Below are 17687 nucleotides of genomic sequence, written 5' to 3' on the forward strand. Positions count from 1 at the left end.
GCGGCGATGTTGAAATGGATATCGGCAGGGGCGGCGCGCTTTGAGAAACCATGCTAAACGCGCACGCAACACCGCGCAACGGCATCGCCGGCCGTTGTAAAAAAGCAACCGGAGCGTTGATATCGATTTCAATATCAAACCGGCTGAAAAAATTATTGGCGGCGAGTTAACGTAAGCACTACATTGCTTAGGCCGAGCAAAATGTTACCGCAAACAATAATTGCTCGAAAAATAATAAGGAGACCAGCATGCGAGCCTGTAAAACCTGCCGGCCGTGCGCCGCCGCAACCCCGCCGCGCCTATGGATGTGTGCCGTAATCAGTGCGCTGGTGCTGGCGGCCGCCGTGCCGTTGGCGCACGCGGACGACGCCCGCGCCGCCGCCGAGACGCCAGCCCGCAGCCTGGTGGCGCGGCTGACGCCGGAAGAAAAGCTGGATCAGTTGCTGAATGTGGCGCCGGCCGTGCCGCGTCTTGGCATTCCCGCCTACAACTGGTGGACCGAGTCGCTGCACGGCGCGCTGGGGCCGCTGCCGACCACTAATTTTCCGCAACCGATAGGCCTGGCCGCAAGCTTTGACGCGCCGCTGCTGGAGCAGGTGGCCGCCGCGATAAGCACCGAGGTGCGCGCGCTGCATACGCTGGGGCGGGAGACCGGTCGCCTGGGCCGCATCGGCACCGGCCTCGACACCTGGTCGCCCAACATCAACATCTTCCGCGATCCACGCTGGGGGCGCGGCCAGGAGACCTATGGCGAAGATCCGCATCTGACCGCCGCGCTGGGCGTGGCCTTCATTCGCGGCATACAGGGCGCCAACCCGGACTTGCCGGACGTGGTCGCCACACCCAAGCATTTCGCCGTCCACAGCGGGCCGGAGTCGACCCGCCATGTCGCCGATGTGTTTGTCTCGGCGCATGACCTGGAGGACACCTATCTCCCGGCCTTCCGCGCCGCCATCGTCGACGCCAAGGCCGGCTCCATCATGTGCGCCTACAACCGCATCAACGGCCAGCCGGCCTGCGGCAGCGATCTGCTGATGAAGCAGTACCTGCGCGGCGCCTGGGGCTTCAAGGGTTATGTCGTGTCCGACTGCGACGCGGTGACCGATATCTCCGAACGTCACAAATACGCGCCCGATCCGGCTGCAGCCGTCGCGGTGGCGCTCAAGGCCGGCACCGACAACGAGTGCAATACCAAGACCCTGAGCGCGACGCCGGGTTTGACCGAGCGCTACCGCGAAGCCTGGCAGCGCGGCCTGATCAGCATGGCCGATATCGACCAGTCGCTGGTGCGGCTGTTCTCGGCGCGCTACCGCAATGGCGACCTGGCCGGACTGGCGCAGCGTCAGGTCAACGCGGTGCCGGTGGCGGCCATCAATACGCCGGCGCACCAGGCGCTGGCGTTGCAGGCGGCCACACGCAGCATGGTGCTGCTGAAGAACGACGGCGTGCTGCCGCTCAAGCCGGGACTGAAGTTGGCGGTGATCGGCCCGCTGGCCGACGCCACCCGCGTGTTGCGCGGCAATTATTCATCGAGCCAGTCGGCGCCGCCGGTATCGGTGCTGGAAGGGTTGCGCCGCGTGCTGCCGTCGGCGCAGGTCAGACTGGCGCCGGACGGCCCGTCGATCACCGATGGCGACCCGGTGCCGGCATCCGCCTTGCGCACGCCGGATGGCCAGCCGGGATTGCGCGTGGCGTATTACAACCGCGCCGGCGCGCAATATGACACGCGGCCGGTGGTCACGCGCACCGAGCCGGGACTGGCGTCACGCGCGCTGCAGTTCAAGACGGTCGGCGATCAGCACAAGATCGTCTGGAGTGGCTACCTGACGGCGCCCGAGAGCGGCCTGTACCGCCTCGGCGTCAGCGGTGTGAAGGGCACGCTTCAGGTCGATGGCAAGCCGGCGGTCAATGCCCTCGACTATTCGAAATGGGCCGAGCCGCTGCAACTGGACACGGTGCGGCTGGAGCAGGGCAAGCGCTATCCGCTGCGCTTCGAGGCCGAGAGCGGCGGCAGCGGCGTGCCCGGCCTGTTCTGGAAGCGCATCGCCAGCGACGCCGACGCCGAGTTGCAGCGCGTGGCGGCCGACGCCGATGTGATCGTCGCGGTGGTGGGGCTGACCTCGGACCTGGAAGGCGAAGAGATGGCGATCAATGTCGAAGGCTTTGCCGGCGGTGACAAAACCTCGCTGGACCTGCCGGCCAGCCAGCGCCGTCTGCTGGAACGCGCCAAGGCCACCGGCAAGCCGCTGGTGGTGGTGCTGATGAACGGTAGCGCGCTCGACCTGTCATGGGCCAAGGACAACGCCGCCGCCATTCTCGAAGCCTGGTATCCCGGCCAGTCCGGCGGGCTGGCGGTGGCCGATGTGCTGACCGGCCGCGCCGATCCCGGCGGCCGCCTGCCGCTGACGTTCTACCGTGGCCTGGCCGACCTGCCACCGTTCGACGACTACCGCATGCAGGGCCGCACCTACCGTTACTACGCCGGCACGCCGGTCTATCCGTTTGGCGCCGGTCTCAGCTACACTAGCTTCCGCTATGCGCCGCTGCGGATCGATCCGGTGGAGGGCGCGCCGGAAAACGGCGTCATCGTCACCACCGAGATCAGCAACACCGGCGGCCGCGATGGCGACGAGGTGGCGCAGCTCTACCTGACGCCGCCGGCCTTCGAGGGCGCGCCACGGCTGGCGCTGCGCGGCTTCCAGCGCGTGACGCTGAAGGCCGGCGAGCGCCGCCAGATCAGCTTCCGGCTGACGCCGCGCGACCTGAGTTTCGTCACGCGCGACGGCGCGCGCCAACTGATGCCGGGACAGTACCGGCTCAGCGTCGGCTCCGGGCAGCCGGGCGAGGGCGTGGCCGGACAACAGGCGCCGCTGGTGCTGAGCCGCAGCGTGCCGCTGGACCTATAACGATAACAGGAGACAAGATGCAGCAAGCAAGCTTAGCGACACTGTCGCTGGTGCTGATATGCGCGCTCGGCGCAACGGCGCCGGCGCAGGCGCAGGATGACAAGATGACGCCGATCCCGGCGCCGGCCCAACCGGGCGCGATCCCCCTCAACACTGGCCCGCTGCCGGGCGCCGCCACGCAGGAGAGCTGGCATCGCCAGTACCGCAGCGTGTTCACCCGCAACGTCACCCAGGCCACGCTGACGCCGTTCCTGCCGGCTCCCGGCAAGGCCAGCGGCGCGGCGGTGATCGTCGCCCCCGGCGGCGCCTTCCGCACGCTGTCGATGGAAAACGAGGGCTGGCAGGTGGCGCAGGCACTGGCCGACCGTGGCGTGGCCGCGTTCGTGCTGAAGTACCGCCTGATCCAGACGCCGGCCGATATTCCCGGTTTTGAACGGTCGATGGCGGAACTGTTCTCGGCCGCCGCCAAGCGTCCACCGGCGACGCAGGACGCCACCACCTACGCGCCGCAGATCGCCGACGCCCGCGCCGCCTTCGCGCTGGTGCGTGCCCGCGCCGCCGGATGGCACATCGATCCGGACCGCGTCGGCATGGTTGGCTTCTCGGCCGGCGCCATGCTGACCATGGCGACCACGCTGCACGGGCAGGATGCGAAGCCGGCCTTTATCGGCAACATCTACGGTCCGCTGGGCGCAGTGACCGCGCCGGCCGACGCGCCGCCGTTGTTCATCGGCCTGGCCGCCGACGATCCTTTGTTCGGCAACACCGGTTATGGGCTGGTGGACAGCTGGCGTCAGGTCCAACGGCCGGTGGAGTTCCACCTGTTCGAGCGGGGCGGCCATGGCTTCGGCATGTACCAGAAGAACACCACCAGCACCGGCTGGTTCGACAGCTTCGTGCGCTGGCTGGGGATGCATGGCTACCTGCGGCCGGCGGAGTCAAAGCCGACCTCGCAGCCGGCATCCGGCCTGGGCCTGGCGCGGGTGTTTTCCGACCACGCCGTGTTGCAACGCGACCAGCCGCTGACGGTCTGGGGCACGGCGCGCGCCGGACAGCGCGTGGTGCTGACGCTGGGTCCGCGCAGCGTCAACGGCAACGCCGACGCGCAGGGTCGCTGGCGGCTGCAACTACCGGCGCAGCCGGCCGGCGGTCCCTACACGCTGACCGTGCGCGCCGACGGGCAAACGCTGAGCCGCGACGATGTGCTGGTTGGCGACGTCTACCTGTGCTCCGGCCAGTCCAACATGGAATACGCGGTCAGCGCGGCGACCAACGCCTTCGGCGCCGTCCAGGGCGCGCACAACGACAAGCTGCGCTACCTGAACGTGCCGAAACATAGCGCCGCCGTCCCGCAGGCCGAGCTGCCGGCCGCGTCGGCCTGGACCCGCGTTACGCCGGAGACCGTCGGCGCCGCTTCCGCCGCCTGCTACTACATGGCGCGCTCGCTGCAAGCCAAGTATCAGGTCCCGGTCGGCTTCATCAACGCCAGTTGGGGCGGCACCACGATCCAGGGCTGGATCGCCGGCGAGTCGCTGGGCACGCTGGATGACTATCGCGCCGGCGTCGCCGCCGTGGCGCAATATGGCGCCGACCGCGACGCCGGCCGGCGCGCCGAAGCCGAGCGCAACGCGGCGTGGTGGCGCGCCAACGATCCGGCCGCCGCCGCGCAGCAAGCCTGGACCAAGCCGGACTTCGACGACGCCGCCTGGCCGCAACTGACGCCGCCCGGCTCGTGGAAGGACAGCGGCCTGGCCGGCTTCAAGGACTTCGACGGCGTGACCTGGTATCGCACCAGCGTCACGCTGACGGCGGAGCAGGCGCGCGCGGCCAATGCGCTGCGCCTCGGTCCGATCGACACCTACGACAGCACCTGGGTCAACGGTGAGCCGGTCGGCGGCACCAGCACCGCCTGGGTGTGGCGCGATTACGCCGTGCCAACCGGCGTGTTCCGCGCCGGCCGCAACGTCATCGCCGTGCGCGTGCTCAACAGCGGCAAGAACGGCGGCCTGGCGGGCCGGCCCAGCATCGGCACCGCGGACGGCCAGTCGATCCCGCTGACCGAGGCGTGGAAGGTCCAGCGCGGCAGCGCGCTCAAGGGGCTGAAGGTGCCGCCGGCGCCGTGGGACGTGCCGACCAGCCTGACCACGCTGTACAACGGCATGATCGCGCCGCTGGCCGGCTACGGCTTCAAGCTGGCGGCCTGGTATCAGGGCGAGTCGAACGCCGGCGCGGCGCAGGAATACCGTACCTTGCTGCCGCTGCTGATGCGCGACTGGCGCCAGCGCCTGGGCCAGCCGGCGTTGCCATTCCTGGTGGTGCAGCTGCCCGGTTATGGCGCCACCGCCAGGACGCCCGGTCAGTCCGGCTGGGCCGAATTGCGCGACGCCCAGGCTGCGGCCGTGGCGGGCGATGCCAACGCCGGTTTGGCCGTCACGCTGGACATCGGCGACCGTTTTGACATCCATCCGACCCAGAAAACCGTGGTCGGCGAGCGACTGGCGCGCGCCGCGCGCAGCGTGGCCTACGGCGATAAAACCGCGTCCGGCAGCCCGGCCGCGTTGTCGGCGCAGCGGCGCGGCGGCGACATTGTGATCGCCTTCCGCGACAATGGCGGCGGCCTGGTGACGTATTCGTCCGACCGCGCCATCGGCTTTGAGGTCTGCGCCGGCGCGGCCTGTCGCTACGCCGAGGCGCGCGTGGCCGGCGACACGGTGGTGCTGCCGGGCGCCGCCGGCGCCGACGTGACCCGTGTGCGCTACGCGTGGGCCGACGCGCCGTTCGTCAACCTGTTCAGCGGCGACGACCTGCCGGCGGCGCCGTTCCAGCTGGAGCTCCGCTAACGCGCGCCCAGCCAGAGGCGGCGGGATAACTGTGTTACAATCCCGCATCTGTAAAGTACAAGGGCAGCCTGCTTGGCTGCCCTTTTGCATTGTTTGCCGTTCTTTCCCAGCTCTGCTTTTTCGGAATTCTCCCCATGGAAATCAAGGTCAATTTTCTCGACAAGCTCCGTCTCGAAGCCAAGTTCGACGATTTCACGGTCATCGCCGACCAGCCGATCCGCTACAAGGGCGACGGCTCCGCGCCCGGCCCGTTCGACTACTTCCTGGCCTCGTCGGCGCTGTGTGCGGCGTACTTCGTCAAGCTTTACTGCAACACGCGCGACATCCCGACCGAGAATATCCGCCTGTCGCAGAACAATATCGTCGATCCGGAAAACCGCTACAAGCAGATCTTCAAGATTCAGGTGGAACTGCCGGAAGATATTTCCGAGAAGGACCGCCTCGGCATCCTGCGCTCGATCGAGCGCTGCACGGTCAAGAAAGTGGTGCAGGAAGGCCCGGACTTCATCATCGAGGAAGTGGCCAGCCTGGACGCCGACGCGCAAGCGCTGCTGACGGTCAAGCCGGACGGCGACACCCGCACCTACATCGCCGGCAAGGACTTGCCGCTGGAGCAGACCATCGCCAATATGTCGGCGGTGCTGGCCAAGTTGGGCATCAAGATTGAAATCGCCTCGTGGCGCAACATCGTGCCGAACGTGTGGTCGCTGCATATCCGCGACGCGCATTCGCCGATGTGCTTCACCAACGGCAAGGGCGCGACCAAGGAAAGCGCGCTGGCCTCGGCGCTGGGCGAGTATATCGAACGCATCAGCAATAACCACTTCTACGCCGGCGCCTACTGGGGCGAGGAGATCGCCAACGCCGCCTTCGTGCACTACCCGAACGAGCGCTGGTTCAAGCCGGGCCGCAAGGATGCGCTGCCGGACGGGCTGCTCGACGCCACCACGCTGGAAATCTACAACCCGGACGGCGAGCTGCGCGGCGCACACCTGATCGACACCAACTCCGGCAACGTCCAGCGCGGCATCTGCGCGCTGCCGTTCACGCGCCAGTCCGATGGCGAGACGGTGTATTTCCCGTCCAACCTGATCGAGAACCTGTACGCCAGCAACGGCATGAGCGCCGGCAATACGCTGGCCGAGGCACAGGTGCAGTGCCTGTCGGAGATTTTCGAGCGCGCCGTCAAGCGCGAGATTCTCGAAGGCGAAATCGCCTTGCCGGATGTGCCGCAAGCCGTGCTGGACAAATATCCCGGCATCGTCGCCGGCATCAAGGGGCTGGAAGAGCAGGGCTTCCCGGTGCTGGTGAAGGACGCGTCGCTGGGCGGCGTCTACCCGGTGATGTGCGTGACGTTGATGAACCCGCGCACCGGCGGCGTGTTCGCCTCCTTCGGCGCCCACCCCAGCCTTGAGGTGGCGCTGGAACGCAGCCTGACCGAGCTGATGCAAGGCCGCAGCTTTGAAGGCCTGAACGACCTGCCGCGTCCGACCTTCGCCAGCGAGGCCGTCACCGAGCCGTACAATTTCGTCGAACACTTCATCGATTCGAGCGGTGTGGTGTCGTGGCGCTTCTTCAGCGCCAAGGCTGATTACGATTTCGTCGAGTGGGACTTCTGCGGTCACGGCGACAACGCCGCCGAAGCCGCCACGCTGCTGGCCATCCTCGACGACATGGGCAAGGAAGTCTACACCGCCGTCTACGACCAGCTTGGCGCGACCGCCTGCCGGATTCTGGTGCCGGGCTATTCGGAAATCTATCCGGTGGAAGACCTGATCTGGGATAACACCAATAAATCGCTGCTGTTCCGCGAAGACGTGCTGAACCTGCATCGCCTTGACGACGATCAGCTGGAAGCGCTGCTGGAGCGGCTGGAAAACAACGAGCTGGACGAATATGGCGACATCGCCACGCTGATCGGCATCGAGTTCGACGACAACACCGTTTGGGGCCAGTTGACCGTGCTGGAACTGAAGCTGCTGATCAACCTCGCGCTGCAACAGTTCGAGGACGCGCAGGAGCAGGTGGGCGCCTTCCTGCAATACAACGACAACACCGTCGAGCGCGGCCTGTTCTACCAGGCCGTCAGCGCGGCGCTGGAAGTCACGCTGGACGACGACATGGAAATGGCAGAGTACGAGGTCAACTTCCGCCGCATGTTCGGCAATGAACGCATGGACGCGGTGCTGGGTTCGCTGGACGGCAGCGTGCGCTTCCACGGCCTGACGCCGACCAGCATGCGTCTGGAAGGCCTGGAGCGCCACGCGCGGCTGCTCGATAGTTACAAGAAGCTGCACGCGGCGCGCGCCAGGGCCTGAGGCCCGGGTCTATCCGGTCAGAACGCGTACTCCGCGCGCAGCGAATAGGCCCGGCCGATCGGCTTGGCGATGTTCTGCGCAAACACCACGCGTGAGCTCAGACGCTGGTTCGACAGCGGCGGTTCCTGGTTGAACAAGTTGTTCACGCCCAGCGTCACACGCAACTGCTTCGAGAAGCGGTAGTTGGTGCTCAGGTTGTACAAGGTGTAGGGCTTGATCACGTTATAGAACGGCTGGCCGGGCTTCTGGCTGGGCAGGGCGTTGGTGTCTTCATAACTGGAAGTGTAGGCTTGCGTCAGCTGCATGCCGAAGTCGCCCATGTTCCAGGAGAAGCGCAGGTTGTGGCGCCACTTGAAGATGTAGGTGTTGGCCGAGGTCGAGCCGGTCGCCAGCGCGCCTGGACGGCCGACACTGTCATACCAGGCGCCGCCCGCATCCTTCTGGCTGGCGTATTTGTCGACGAAAGTGCCGTCGAGGTTGACGCCGAAGCGGCCCATGGTCTTGGTCGGCAGCGTGTAGCGGAAGCCCAGGTCCACGCCGCGGGTGCGCAGGCCGCCCATGTTCAGGCGGGTCATCACGATGTAGTCCAGCGTGCCATCAGCGTTGCGCACGAACAGATTGCTGTAGCGGCTGACGTCGGCGAAGATGGTGTCTTCCGTGATCTGCGCGATCGTGGCCTTCATGCGGATGTCCCACACGTCCAGCGACACCATCATGTTCTTGACCGGCTCGATCACCACGCCGGCCGTCACGGTGCGCGATTTCTCAGGTTGCAGGTCCGGATTGGCGCCGGTCAGCGTGGTCAGCTGCGTGTTGCACACGCGTGCCGGGTCCAGATTGAGGCCGGCGTAGCGCGGATCGGTAGTGACGCTGCCGGTGTTGGCCTGCGACGGTGTCGCGCTCGGGCACAGCAGCGGGTCATCCCAGCGGCTGGTCGACGGGCCCTTGGTGCGCGCCGCGCCGTACAGCTCCGGCAGCGTCGGCGCGCGGAAGCCGGTGCTGGCGGTGCCGCGGAACATCAGCGTCTTGAGCGGTTCCCAGCGCACGCTGGCCTTGGGGTTGAAGGTCGAGCCGAAATCGCTGAAATGGTCGGCGCGCGCGGCCAGCGTTAAGTCGAGTTTCTTGGTGATCGGCATGTCCATCTCAACGTACAGGCCGGACACCGTGCGCGCGCCCGACGGGTTTGCGCCCGGCGTGCCCGAGGTTTTGTAGGTGACGTCGTTGGCCAGCATGGAGGTGTCGTCGCTGTACATTTCGCGGTGCACATCACCACCGACGGCCACCGCCAGCGAGCCGCCTTCGAGCTCCATCAGGCCGCGTGAGAGATTGAAGTCGGGACCGAAATATTTGACGCGGGCGGTGCGGTAATCCTGGCCGTCGACGCTGATCTCGTCCAGGTAGGCGCGACCGGCCGCGTCCTGCTTGCCGAAGGGATTCAGCTTGCCGTTGGCCACGCCCGCGTAAATGCCCGGGGTGGTGACGAAGCCGCTCTTGTAACCGACGCGGCGCTCGCTCATCGAGGCGTTGAAGCCGACGCGGTAATCCCAGTTCATGAACTCGCCTTCGTCGGCGATGATGATGCGGTTGGTCTTCTGGCGGTCGTGCAGGCCGGCCGCGCCCAGTTCATCCAGGCTCCAGGTCACCGCCAGGTCCTGGCCGTTGACGCCGGCCACGGCCGGCACGCCGCCCGAACCACCCGGATACCACGGGCTGCTCTTGGTGATGAACAGCGGCTTGCGCACGCCGGCGTTGATCTTGTCGTAGTCGGTCTGGGCGCCGGCGATCTGCGGCGGATTGAGGGCGTCGATGTAGGAATCGGTGTTGAGCATCTCAACCGTGAGCAGCTTGTTGTCGCCGTGGCGCAGCGAGGCCTTGGTGAACAGCGTGGTCTGGCGATTTTCCGGCAGCAGTTGCGGATACAAGTTGGGATTGAGGATGCAGGTCTTGTTGCCCGAGCCGCTGGCCTTGGTCGAGGCCAGGCTGTAGGGCGTGTCGTAAGTGCTGCCGCAGCCGGTGGACCAGTACGGGTTGCCGGTGGTGCTGGTGGCCTTGCCGCCGTTGTACACGGTGAAGTTGGCCGGCGACGCCGACGAGCCGGCCACGCCGGTGCCGAAGGCGGTGCCGCCCAGCGCCACGATCTTGTCCGCGTCCCAGATTTCCGGCCGGCTGCTTTGCATCAGCGCGCTGCGGCTCTGGGTATCGAAAGCGGCGTACACGTTCCAGCCGTCGGTGTTCAGGTCGCCCTTGCCGCCGATCAGCGAGAAGCGGCGCTGCTCGCCGCCGCCCGAACGTTCCGGCTGGACCGCCGCCACGCTGACGCGCACCTCGTTGACGGTGCGCTTGGTGATGAAGTTGATTACGCCGGCAATCGCGTCGGTGCCGTAGATGGACGAGGCGCCGTCGCGCAGCACCTCCACCCGCTCCACCGCGCTCATCGGTACGACGTCGACGTTGACCGAGCTGTCGCCGATGGCCTCGTTGGGCAGGCGGCGACCATTCAACAGCACCAGCGTGCGGTTGGTGTTGAGACCGCGCATATTGATCATGGTGCCGCCGCCGCCGCCGCCGCCCACCGGTTCATTGGTGGAGGCGGTCACCAGCGAGACCGCCACTTCGGACATGGTGGTCAGCCCCTGGGCCTCCAGTTCTTCGGCCTTGTAGGTGGTCAGCGGCAGCGCGTTTTCGGACGCCACGCGCTTGATCGATGAACCGGTCACTTCAACCCGCGTCATGTTGTCATCGCCTTGCTGGGCATGCGCTGGATTGCTCAGCGCCAGAATGGCCAAGCTGACGGCGCTCAGAGCGAGGCGTGGTTTGTTGTACGTTATCATATCTCTTATCTCCCGACTTTTTTTATGAAAAAACTTGCCACAAGGGGCGGCGAGGCTCCTTGGTGCAAACACAATGTGTGATGAGTGCGGCGCTTAGCGGCGAGGCGGAATAATCAGCAGGGACGAGGCGTGGTGCCGCAGTGTCATGCAGTGTCCCCAGTGTTTTATTCGCCACTGCTTGTGCAGCCGCCGCTGGAGCACCTCGCGTACTCGTCGCCCGTTGGACGAGGGCCGGACTAGACGTTGGCCGAGGTCGATCAGGGTAGATTTAGAACTTAAGTAACAGTTCAGTTCGGCAAGATTAGCAGAGAATAAAGCGCATTGCCAAGTGCTTTGGCCTCCGGGGCCGCACGCCTGAACCCAGTTGCATAGTCGCTCGTCGGCGGAATGCTACAATCGCCGCTCCCCAGTCCGCCACGATACTTGATGCTGGCGGCTACCTTCCTGGCAACGGGGCGCGCCAGGCGCCCGCAGTTGTGTTTTATCACCAGGCCGGCGCCGCAGCGCCGGGCGCATCGCTCCGGGATTGAACCGGGTGATGACTATTTCGGGAGACCGATGCATTACGTACTGTTTAAAAACGACCTCACCACCTGGGCCATCGCCCTGACCATCGCCTGCGCCGTGTTCCTGTTGCTGTACATGGTCCGCAAAGTTGCCGTGTGCCGTCTGCAGCGCTACGCGCAAACCACCACCACCTATATCGATGACGCCGCCGTCAAGCTGCTCAGCGCCACTCATCCGCTGTTCATGCTGGCGATGGGCGCGCTGGCCGGCGCGCAATGGCTGGAGCTGTCCGAACCGGCCACGCTGCGGTTGACCCGTCTGGCGCTGGGCGCCGCGCTGTTGCAGGTGGCCCGCTGGGGCGACGTCGGCGTGCGCGAGTGGCTGGAACACTACCGCCGCCAGCGCATCGCCGAAGACATCGCCAGCACCACCTCGACCGCCGTGCTGGGCTTCCTGCTGCGCGTCGCGCTGTGGGTGGTGATTCTGCTGATGATTCTGGATAACTTCGGCGTCAACATCACCACGCTGGTGGCCAGCCTGGGCATCGGCGGTATCGCGGTGGCGCTGGCGTTGCAGAATATCCTCGGCGACTTGCTGTCGTCGCTGTCCATCGTGCTCGACAAGCCCTTCGTCGTGGGCGACTTCATCATCATCGACGATATCGCCGGCACGGTCGAGCATATCGGCCTGAAGACCACGCGCATCCGCAGCCTCAGCGGCGAACAGATCGTGTTCTCCAACAGCGACATGCTGAAAAGCCGCATCCGCAACCTGAAGCGGATGGAAACGCGCCGCATCGTTTTCCCGATCAGCGTGACCTACAAGACCAGCAAGGAAAACGTCCGGATGATCCCGCGGATATTGCAGCAGGCGGTGGAGGCGCAGCCGCTGGCGCAGTTCGACCGCGCCCACTTGAAGGCCTGCGGTCCGTCGGCGCTGGAGTACGAGACGGTCTACATCGTGCAAAGCTCGGATTATCGGGCGTATATGGACATCCAGCAGAACATCAACGTGACGCTGTTTGAACGTTTTGGCGAGCTGGGCATCAAGTTTGCGCACCCGACGCAAACGCTGCAGCTGACGCGCCATGCGGAGGCGTGACGCCGCTCCAGTATAATGCCGGCCTCGCCGAAGGCGGACCCAATAATAGAGGAGGCAGTCACAGTGAATATTTTCAGAACCAAGGATGTCGACGCCATGCGCGCCGCCACCCAACAACAGGGCGGCCTGCGCAAGGTGCTGGGCCCGGTCGACCTGATCCTGCTGGGCATCGGCGCGATTGTCGGCACCGGGATTTTCGTGCTGACCGGCAGCGGCGCCACCACGGCCGGCCCGGCGCTGGCGCTGTCGTTCATGGTGGCGGCGGTGGCCTGTGGCTTCGCCGCGCTGTGCTATGCGGAGTTCGCCTCCATCCTGCCGGTGGCCGGCGGCATCTACACCTACAGCTACGCCATCCTCGGCGAGGTGATCGCCTGGATGATCGGCTGGGACCTGATTCTGGAATACGGGCTGGTGACGTCGGCCGTGTCGGTCGGCTGGTCGGGCTACTTCCAGTCGCTGCTGAGCGGCTTCGGCCTGCATATCCCGGTGGCGCTGTCGGCCGCGCCGGGCGCGCTGCCGGGCGTGACCACCTTCTTCAACCTGCCGGCGTTCTGCATCATGATGCTGCTGACCGTGATGCTGTCGCTGGGCGTGCGTGAATCGGTGCGGGTCAACAACATCATGGTGGTGGTGAAGATCGGCGTGGTGCTGATGTTCATCGTGGTCGGCGCGCGCCATGTGACGCCGGCCAACTGGCAACCGTTCATGCCGTTCGGCGTCACCGGCGTGATGAGCGCCGCGGCGCTGGTGTTCTTCGCCTTCATCGGCTTCGACGCGGTGACCACGGCGGCGGAGGAGGTCAAGAATCCGAAGCGCGATTTGCCTATCGGCATCATCGGCTCGCTGGCCGGCTGCACCGTGCTGTACGTGGTGGTGTCGATGATCATGACCGGCATCGTGCCGTTCGCCCAGTTCAAGGGCGTCGATCACCCGGTGTCGCTGGCGCTGCAGTTCGCCGGGGAAAAATGGTTCGCCGGCTTCGTCGACCTGGGCGCGATCCTGGGCATGAGCACGGTGATCCTGGTGATGGCCTTCGGCCAGACCCGCGTGCTGTACGCCATGTCGCGCGACGGCCTGCTGCCGAAAAGCCTGTCGTCGCTGAACCGGGCCGGCACGCCGATTATCTCGACCTGGCTGGTCGGCATCGTCTTCGGCCTGCTGGGCGCGCTGGTGCCGCTGCAAGTGCTGGGCGAACTGGCCAATATCGGCACGCTGGCGGCGTTCTGCCTGGTGTCGTTGGCGGTGATCGTGCTGCGCCGCAAGCGGCCGGACCTGCCGCGCGCCTTCCGCTGCCCGGGTGTGCCGGTGGTGCCGGCGCTGGCCATCCTGTTCTGCGGCGCGCTGATGGCCTTCCTCAGCGCGGTGACGTGGATCGCCTTCCTGATCTGGCTGGCGATCGGCCTGGTGGTGTACTTCACCTACGCGCGCCATCGTTCATTGCTGAACTAAATCGGTACTTGCGCGCTGGATCGGAGTTTTGCCGGGCAGATTGTAACTACGCCCGGCCGACCATTAAGGTAGAGTAAAATCACGCGCACTTATCCCTTCTCCAGCGAGTGAGCCTTGATCGACAGCCCACCGGTACGCGCCCTGCGCGCCGCCTTGTCCAAACGCATGCAAATGCTGGATCAAGGCGACCAGGACCTGCAGGGCTGGCGTCAGCGGCTGCTGAACGGCCTGTGCGCCGTGGCGTTCTGGCTCGGCCTGCTGGCCGCGCTGCCGAGCATGTGGGCCGGCGCGCGCCAGGGCCACTGGCCGCTGCTGGCGGTGGATGGCTTCTCGCTGGCCGGCATGGCGCTGCTCAATTACCGCCACGACATCGCTTACCGCTGGCGCGCCTTCGCGCTGCTGGGCATCGCTTACGTGCTGTCGGTCGGCCTGCTGTTTTCGCTCGGGCCGCTGTCGCAGATCTACTTGCTGGCGGTGCCGGTGCTGTTCACCGTGCTGATCGGCACCAAGGCCGCCGTCCTCGCGCTGCTGGCGTGTAGCGGCACGCTGTTTCTGGCGGGCTACGTCGGCGGCCTGGAGTTCGGCATGGCGCAGATCGCGGTCAGCCCGCTGGTGCACTGGATCGTCGTCGCGGTGAACTTCCTGCTGGTGTCGGCCGTGCTCAGCGTGTCATGCGCCTATCTGCTACATGGGCTGGGCGGTGCGCTGGTGCGCGAACGCCTGATCCACGAGCGCAACGCCGAAGCGCTGGCGGCGCGGCGGGCGGCCGAGGTGTCCAACCAGCTCAAGAGCGATTTCCTGGCGATGATCAGCCACGAGGTGCGCACCCCGCTGGGCGGCGTGATCGGCATGCTGCGCTCGTCTCTGAAGGATCACACGCTGGCGGCGGCGACGCGCGAACGCTTGCGGCTGAGCCTGAGCAATGCCGAGGTGCTGCTGCAGATCCTCAACGATATTCTCGATTACACCCGGCTCGAAGCGGGCAAGATGCCGCTGGAAACGCTGGATTTCGATCTGCCCGGCCTGGTGCAGGACGTGGTCGGCCTGCTGGCCAACCGCGCCGCTGTCAAGGGCGTGGCGCTGATCGCCGAGGTCGAGCCGGCCCTGCCGGCCTGGTGGCGCGGCGACCCGACGCGCCTGCGGCAGGTGGTGGTCAACCTGGTGAGCAATGGCATCAAGTTCACCGAGCGCGGCGAGGTGCGCGTCAGCGTGCGCGAGCAGCCGGGGCAGGGCCTCGTGCTGAGCGTGCGCGACACCGGCATCGGCATCGAGGCCGCCGCGCTGGGCCGCCTGTTCCAGAAATTCGAGCAGGCCGACGCCGCCACCTCGCGCAAGTACGGCGGCGCCGGCCTGGGCCTGGCCATTTGCAAGAACATCGTGCTGGCGATGGGCGGCCGCATCGAGGCCAGCAGCGAGCCCGGTGTCGGCAGCGAGTTCCGCGTCTGCCTGCCGCTGGCGCACGGCACGCCGGCGATGGCGCCGCCGGAACCACAGCGGCGCCCGCACGCCGGCCGCATGGCGGTGCTGTGCGCCGAGGATGGCAGCACCAACCAGCTGATTCTGCGCGAGCTGCTCGGGCATATGGGCCATGCGGTCACCATCGTCGAGGACGGCCTGCTGGCGTTGGAGGCGCTGGCCGCGCACGACTACGATCTGGTGATCATGGATGGCCGCATGCCGCGCATGGACGGCATCGCCGCCGTGCAGCGGCTGCGCGCCGGTCTCGACGGTGTGCGCAATCCGGCCATCCCGGTCATCGCGCTGACCGCCAACGTCAGCGCCGAAGAGCGGCAGCGTTTCCTGGAGGCCGGCGCCAGCGCCTTCCTGGCCAAGCCGATCGACGAAAACGACCTGCACAACGAAATCGCGCGCCAGCTGGACGGCTTGCTGGCGCGCGGGCAAGCGCTGATCGGCGAGCGGCACGCGCCGGCGCCGGCGCCGGCGGTGCTCGACACCATGTTCGGCGTGACCGCCGTGCCGGTCACCGTGCCGGTCAGCGCGGCGCCGGACGTCGGCGACAAGCTGTACCGCGCGATGCGCGCCGCCTTCCAGGTCGAAGGCCCGCGTCTGCTGGAGGTGGCGCAGCGTGGCGTCGACCAGGGCGACGCCACGGCGGTCGCGCTGGCCGCGCACAGCCTGATGGGCGCCGCCGCCTTCCTTGGCGCCGACCAGCTGCACGCCCGCTGCGCCCAGATCGAAAAGCTGGCCGACGCCGGCGAACTCCACGCCATCCACCCGCACCTGGCCACACTGCGGCAAGAGCTGGCGCTGGTGCTGGCTTGAAACGCTGCGTGCGGAGGCTTATGATGAGGGCATTGTAATCCTTCGGATCCATAACACATGTCCAGCATTACCGCGTTTCGTCACCAATCTCCAACGCCTGAGTACGACCATCCGCGCGCCGGGCGGCGGCTGGAGGGTAATCCGAAGCGCACTACCTGGAACCACTTTACCAACGCCAGCGGCGAAGTCAGCGCCGGCGTCTGGGCGTGCGAGAAGGGCAGTTGGCGCATCGCCTTCGGCCCCAACAAGGATGAATACTTCTACGTCCTCGAAGGCCGCTGCCGCGTCATCAACGAAGCCGGCGACATTGCCGAAGCCGGCCCCGGCGACGCTCTCGTCATCCCGGCCAACTTCAAGGGCGTGTTCGAAGTCGTCGAGCCGGTCAGGAAACACTACGTCATCGTTGACCGCGGCGGCTGAGCGCCCGCTTTCGTTCGGGCGCCATGGTAAGATAATCGTTTTCCCTCTGCCGTCGCCGCCCTCCAGGCATGCTTGAAATCCTCGCCATCACCTGTCCGATTTACCTTGTTGTGCTGGCCGGGTATGTCGCCACCCGCAGCGGTCTGTTTGCCCGCGCCGACATGCAGGTGTTCGGCAAGTTCGTCTTCAATCTGGCGCTGCCGGCGCTGATCTTCAACGCGCTGGCGCAGCACCATATCAGCGACATCCTGCACCCGGCTTATCTGCTGTCATATCTATTCGGTTCGTTGCTGATGCTGGCGCTGGCCTATGTCACCGGCCGCCGCCTGCTCAAGCTGAGCATGCTGCGCAGCACCTTCATGGCGATGGGCGTGTCGTGCTCCAACAGCAGCTTCATCGGCTTTCCGATCCTGATGCTGATGGTGGCGCCGGTGGCCGGCGTGGCGCTGGGCCTGAACGTCATCATCGAGAACCTGGTGATGCTGCCGCTGCTGCTGGCCATGGCCGAGCATGGCCGCGATGGCGGCGGCGGCGCCTGGCATCAGGTGGTGCGCCAGTCGGCGCGGCGGCTGATGAAAAATCCGCTGGTGTTGGCGGTGACGGCCGGCCTGATCGTCAGCCTGTCCGAGCTGACACTGCCGGCGCCGGTGATCCGCGCCGTCAACTTGTTCGCGCAGGCCAGCGGCGGCCTGTCGCTGTTTGCGATTGGCGGCATGCTGGTCGGACTGTCGCTGAGCGCGGGCTGGCAGCGCGTGGTGCCGCTGGTGGTGGGCAAGCTGATCGGCCATCCGCTGGCGGTGCTGCTGATCGCCACGCTGGTGCCGCTGATCGGCGTCACGCCGATGGCGCCGCCACTGCGCGCCGCCGCCTTGCTGATGGCGGCCATGCCGATGCTGAGCATCTATCCGATTCTGGGCCAGGCCTACGGCGAGGCCGACCGCAGCGCGACGGCCTTACTGATTTGCATGGTCTCCTCCTTCTTCACGCTCAGTGGTTGGATGTGGTTGCTGCACTGAGGCGAAAATGCCAGAT

Annotated in this window: 9 protein-coding genes; 8 read left to right on the forward strand and 1 reads right to left on the reverse strand. The window is 66.3% G+C overall.

Going from position 1 to position 17687, the window contains the following annotated elements; genetic code table 11:
- The first annotated feature begins 248 nt into the window (after nt 1–248).
- The 3 genes from GTP44_RS21735 to GTP44_RS21745 all read left to right on the forward strand — a co-directional run bounded on the left by GTP44_RS21735 (nt 249) and on the right by GTP44_RS21745 (nt 8064).
- On the forward strand, nt 249–2906 hold the full coding sequence (locus GTP44_RS21735) for a glycoside hydrolase family 3 C-terminal domain-containing protein (RefSeq protein WP_202424185.1): 2658 nt from the start codon (nt 249–251) through the stop codon (nt 2904–2906).
- 17 nt (nt 2907–2923) lie between these two features.
- Nucleotides 2924–5746: a sialate O-acetylesterase gene (locus GTP44_RS21740; RefSeq protein WP_202424186.1), complete on the forward strand. Its 2823-nt coding sequence runs from the start codon at nt 2924–2926 to the stop codon at nt 5744–5746.
- A gap of 134 nt (nt 5747–5880) precedes the next feature.
- Nucleotides 5881–8064 (forward strand): OsmC domain/YcaO domain-containing protein, encoded by a 2184-nt coding sequence (locus GTP44_RS21745; protein WP_161021058.1) that lies wholly within the window; start codon nt 5881–5883, stop codon nt 8062–8064.
- A gap of 17 nt (nt 8065–8081) precedes the next feature.
- Here GTP44_RS21745 and GTP44_RS21750 read toward each other — a convergent pair whose 3' ends face one another.
- Nucleotides 8082–10895 (reverse strand): TonB-dependent receptor domain-containing protein, encoded by a 2814-nt coding sequence (locus tag GTP44_RS21750; RefSeq protein ID WP_161021059.1) that lies wholly within the window; start codon nt 10893–10895, stop codon nt 8082–8084.
- Between the two features lie 558 nt (nt 10896–11453).
- On the opposite strand from GTP44_RS21750, the gene GTP44_RS21755 reads away from it, so the two are divergent.
- From GTP44_RS21755 to GTP44_RS21775, 5 genes are all read left to right on the forward strand, one after another.
- The gene (locus tag GTP44_RS21755; RefSeq protein ID WP_161021060.1) at nt 11454–12503 is read left to right on the forward strand and encodes a mechanosensitive ion channel family protein; all 1050 of its coding nucleotides are present in this window, start codon (nt 11454–11456) and stop codon (nt 12501–12503) included.
- 63 nt (nt 12504–12566) lie between these two features.
- Entirely contained in the window at nt 12567–13952 is a 1386-nt protein-coding gene (bcaP, locus tag GTP44_RS21760) for a branched-chain amino acid transporter BcaP (protein ID WP_160988818.1), read from the forward strand.
- A gap of 114 nt (nt 13953–14066) precedes the next feature.
- Nucleotides 14067–16235 carry an ATP-binding protein gene (locus GTP44_RS21765; protein WP_161021061.1) on the forward strand — a complete coding sequence of 723 codons (2169 nt, stop codon included), beginning with the start codon at nt 14067–14069 and terminating at the stop codon, nt 16233–16235.
- 57 nt (nt 16236–16292) lie between these two features.
- Nucleotides 16293–16655, forward strand: a complete 363-nt coding sequence (locus tag GTP44_RS21770; RefSeq protein WP_161021062.1) for a cupin domain-containing protein — start codon at nt 16293–16295, stop codon at nt 16653–16655.
- A 68-nt stretch (nt 16656–16723) separates the two neighbouring features.
- A complete protein-coding gene (locus GTP44_RS21775) occupies nt 16724–17671 on the forward strand; it encodes an AEC family transporter (RefSeq protein ID WP_161021063.1) in 948 nt (315 codons plus the stop codon).
- Nucleotides 17672–17687 lie beyond the last annotated feature (16 nt).

Source organism: Duganella lactea, assembly GCF_009857505.1.
Lineage (GTDB): Bacteria > Pseudomonadota > Gammaproteobacteria > Burkholderiales > Burkholderiaceae_D > Rugamonas > Rugamonas lactea.

What these genes read in the sequence shown, in the direction of transcription:
- GTP44_RS21755 (WP_161021060.1), top strand. Translation starts at nt 11,454, where the DNA reads ATGCATTACGTACTGTTTAAAAACGACCTCACCACCTGGGCCATCGCC.
- GTP44_RS21735 (WP_202424185.1), top strand. Translation starts at nt 249, where the DNA reads ATGCGAGCCTGTAAAACCTGCCGGCCGTGCGCCGCCGCAACCCCGCCG.
- GTP44_RS21770 (WP_161021062.1), top strand. Translation starts at nt 16,293, where the DNA reads ATGTCCAGCATTACCGCGTTTCGTCACCAATCTCCAACGCCTGAGTAC.
- GTP44_RS21750 (WP_161021059.1), bottom strand. Translation starts at nt 10,895, where the DNA reads ATGATAACGTACAACAAACCACGCCTCGCTCTGAGCGCCGTCAGCTTG.
- GTP44_RS21775 (WP_161021063.1), top strand. Translation starts at nt 16,724, where the DNA reads ATGCTTGAAATCCTCGCCATCACCTGTCCGATTTACCTTGTTGTGCTG.
- GTP44_RS21745 (WP_161021058.1), top strand. Translation starts at nt 5,881, where the DNA reads ATGGAAATCAAGGTCAATTTTCTCGACAAGCTCCGTCTCGAAGCCAAG.
- GTP44_RS21740 (WP_202424186.1), top strand. Translation starts at nt 2,924, where the DNA reads ATGCAGCAAGCAAGCTTAGCGACACTGTCGCTGGTGCTGATATGCGCG.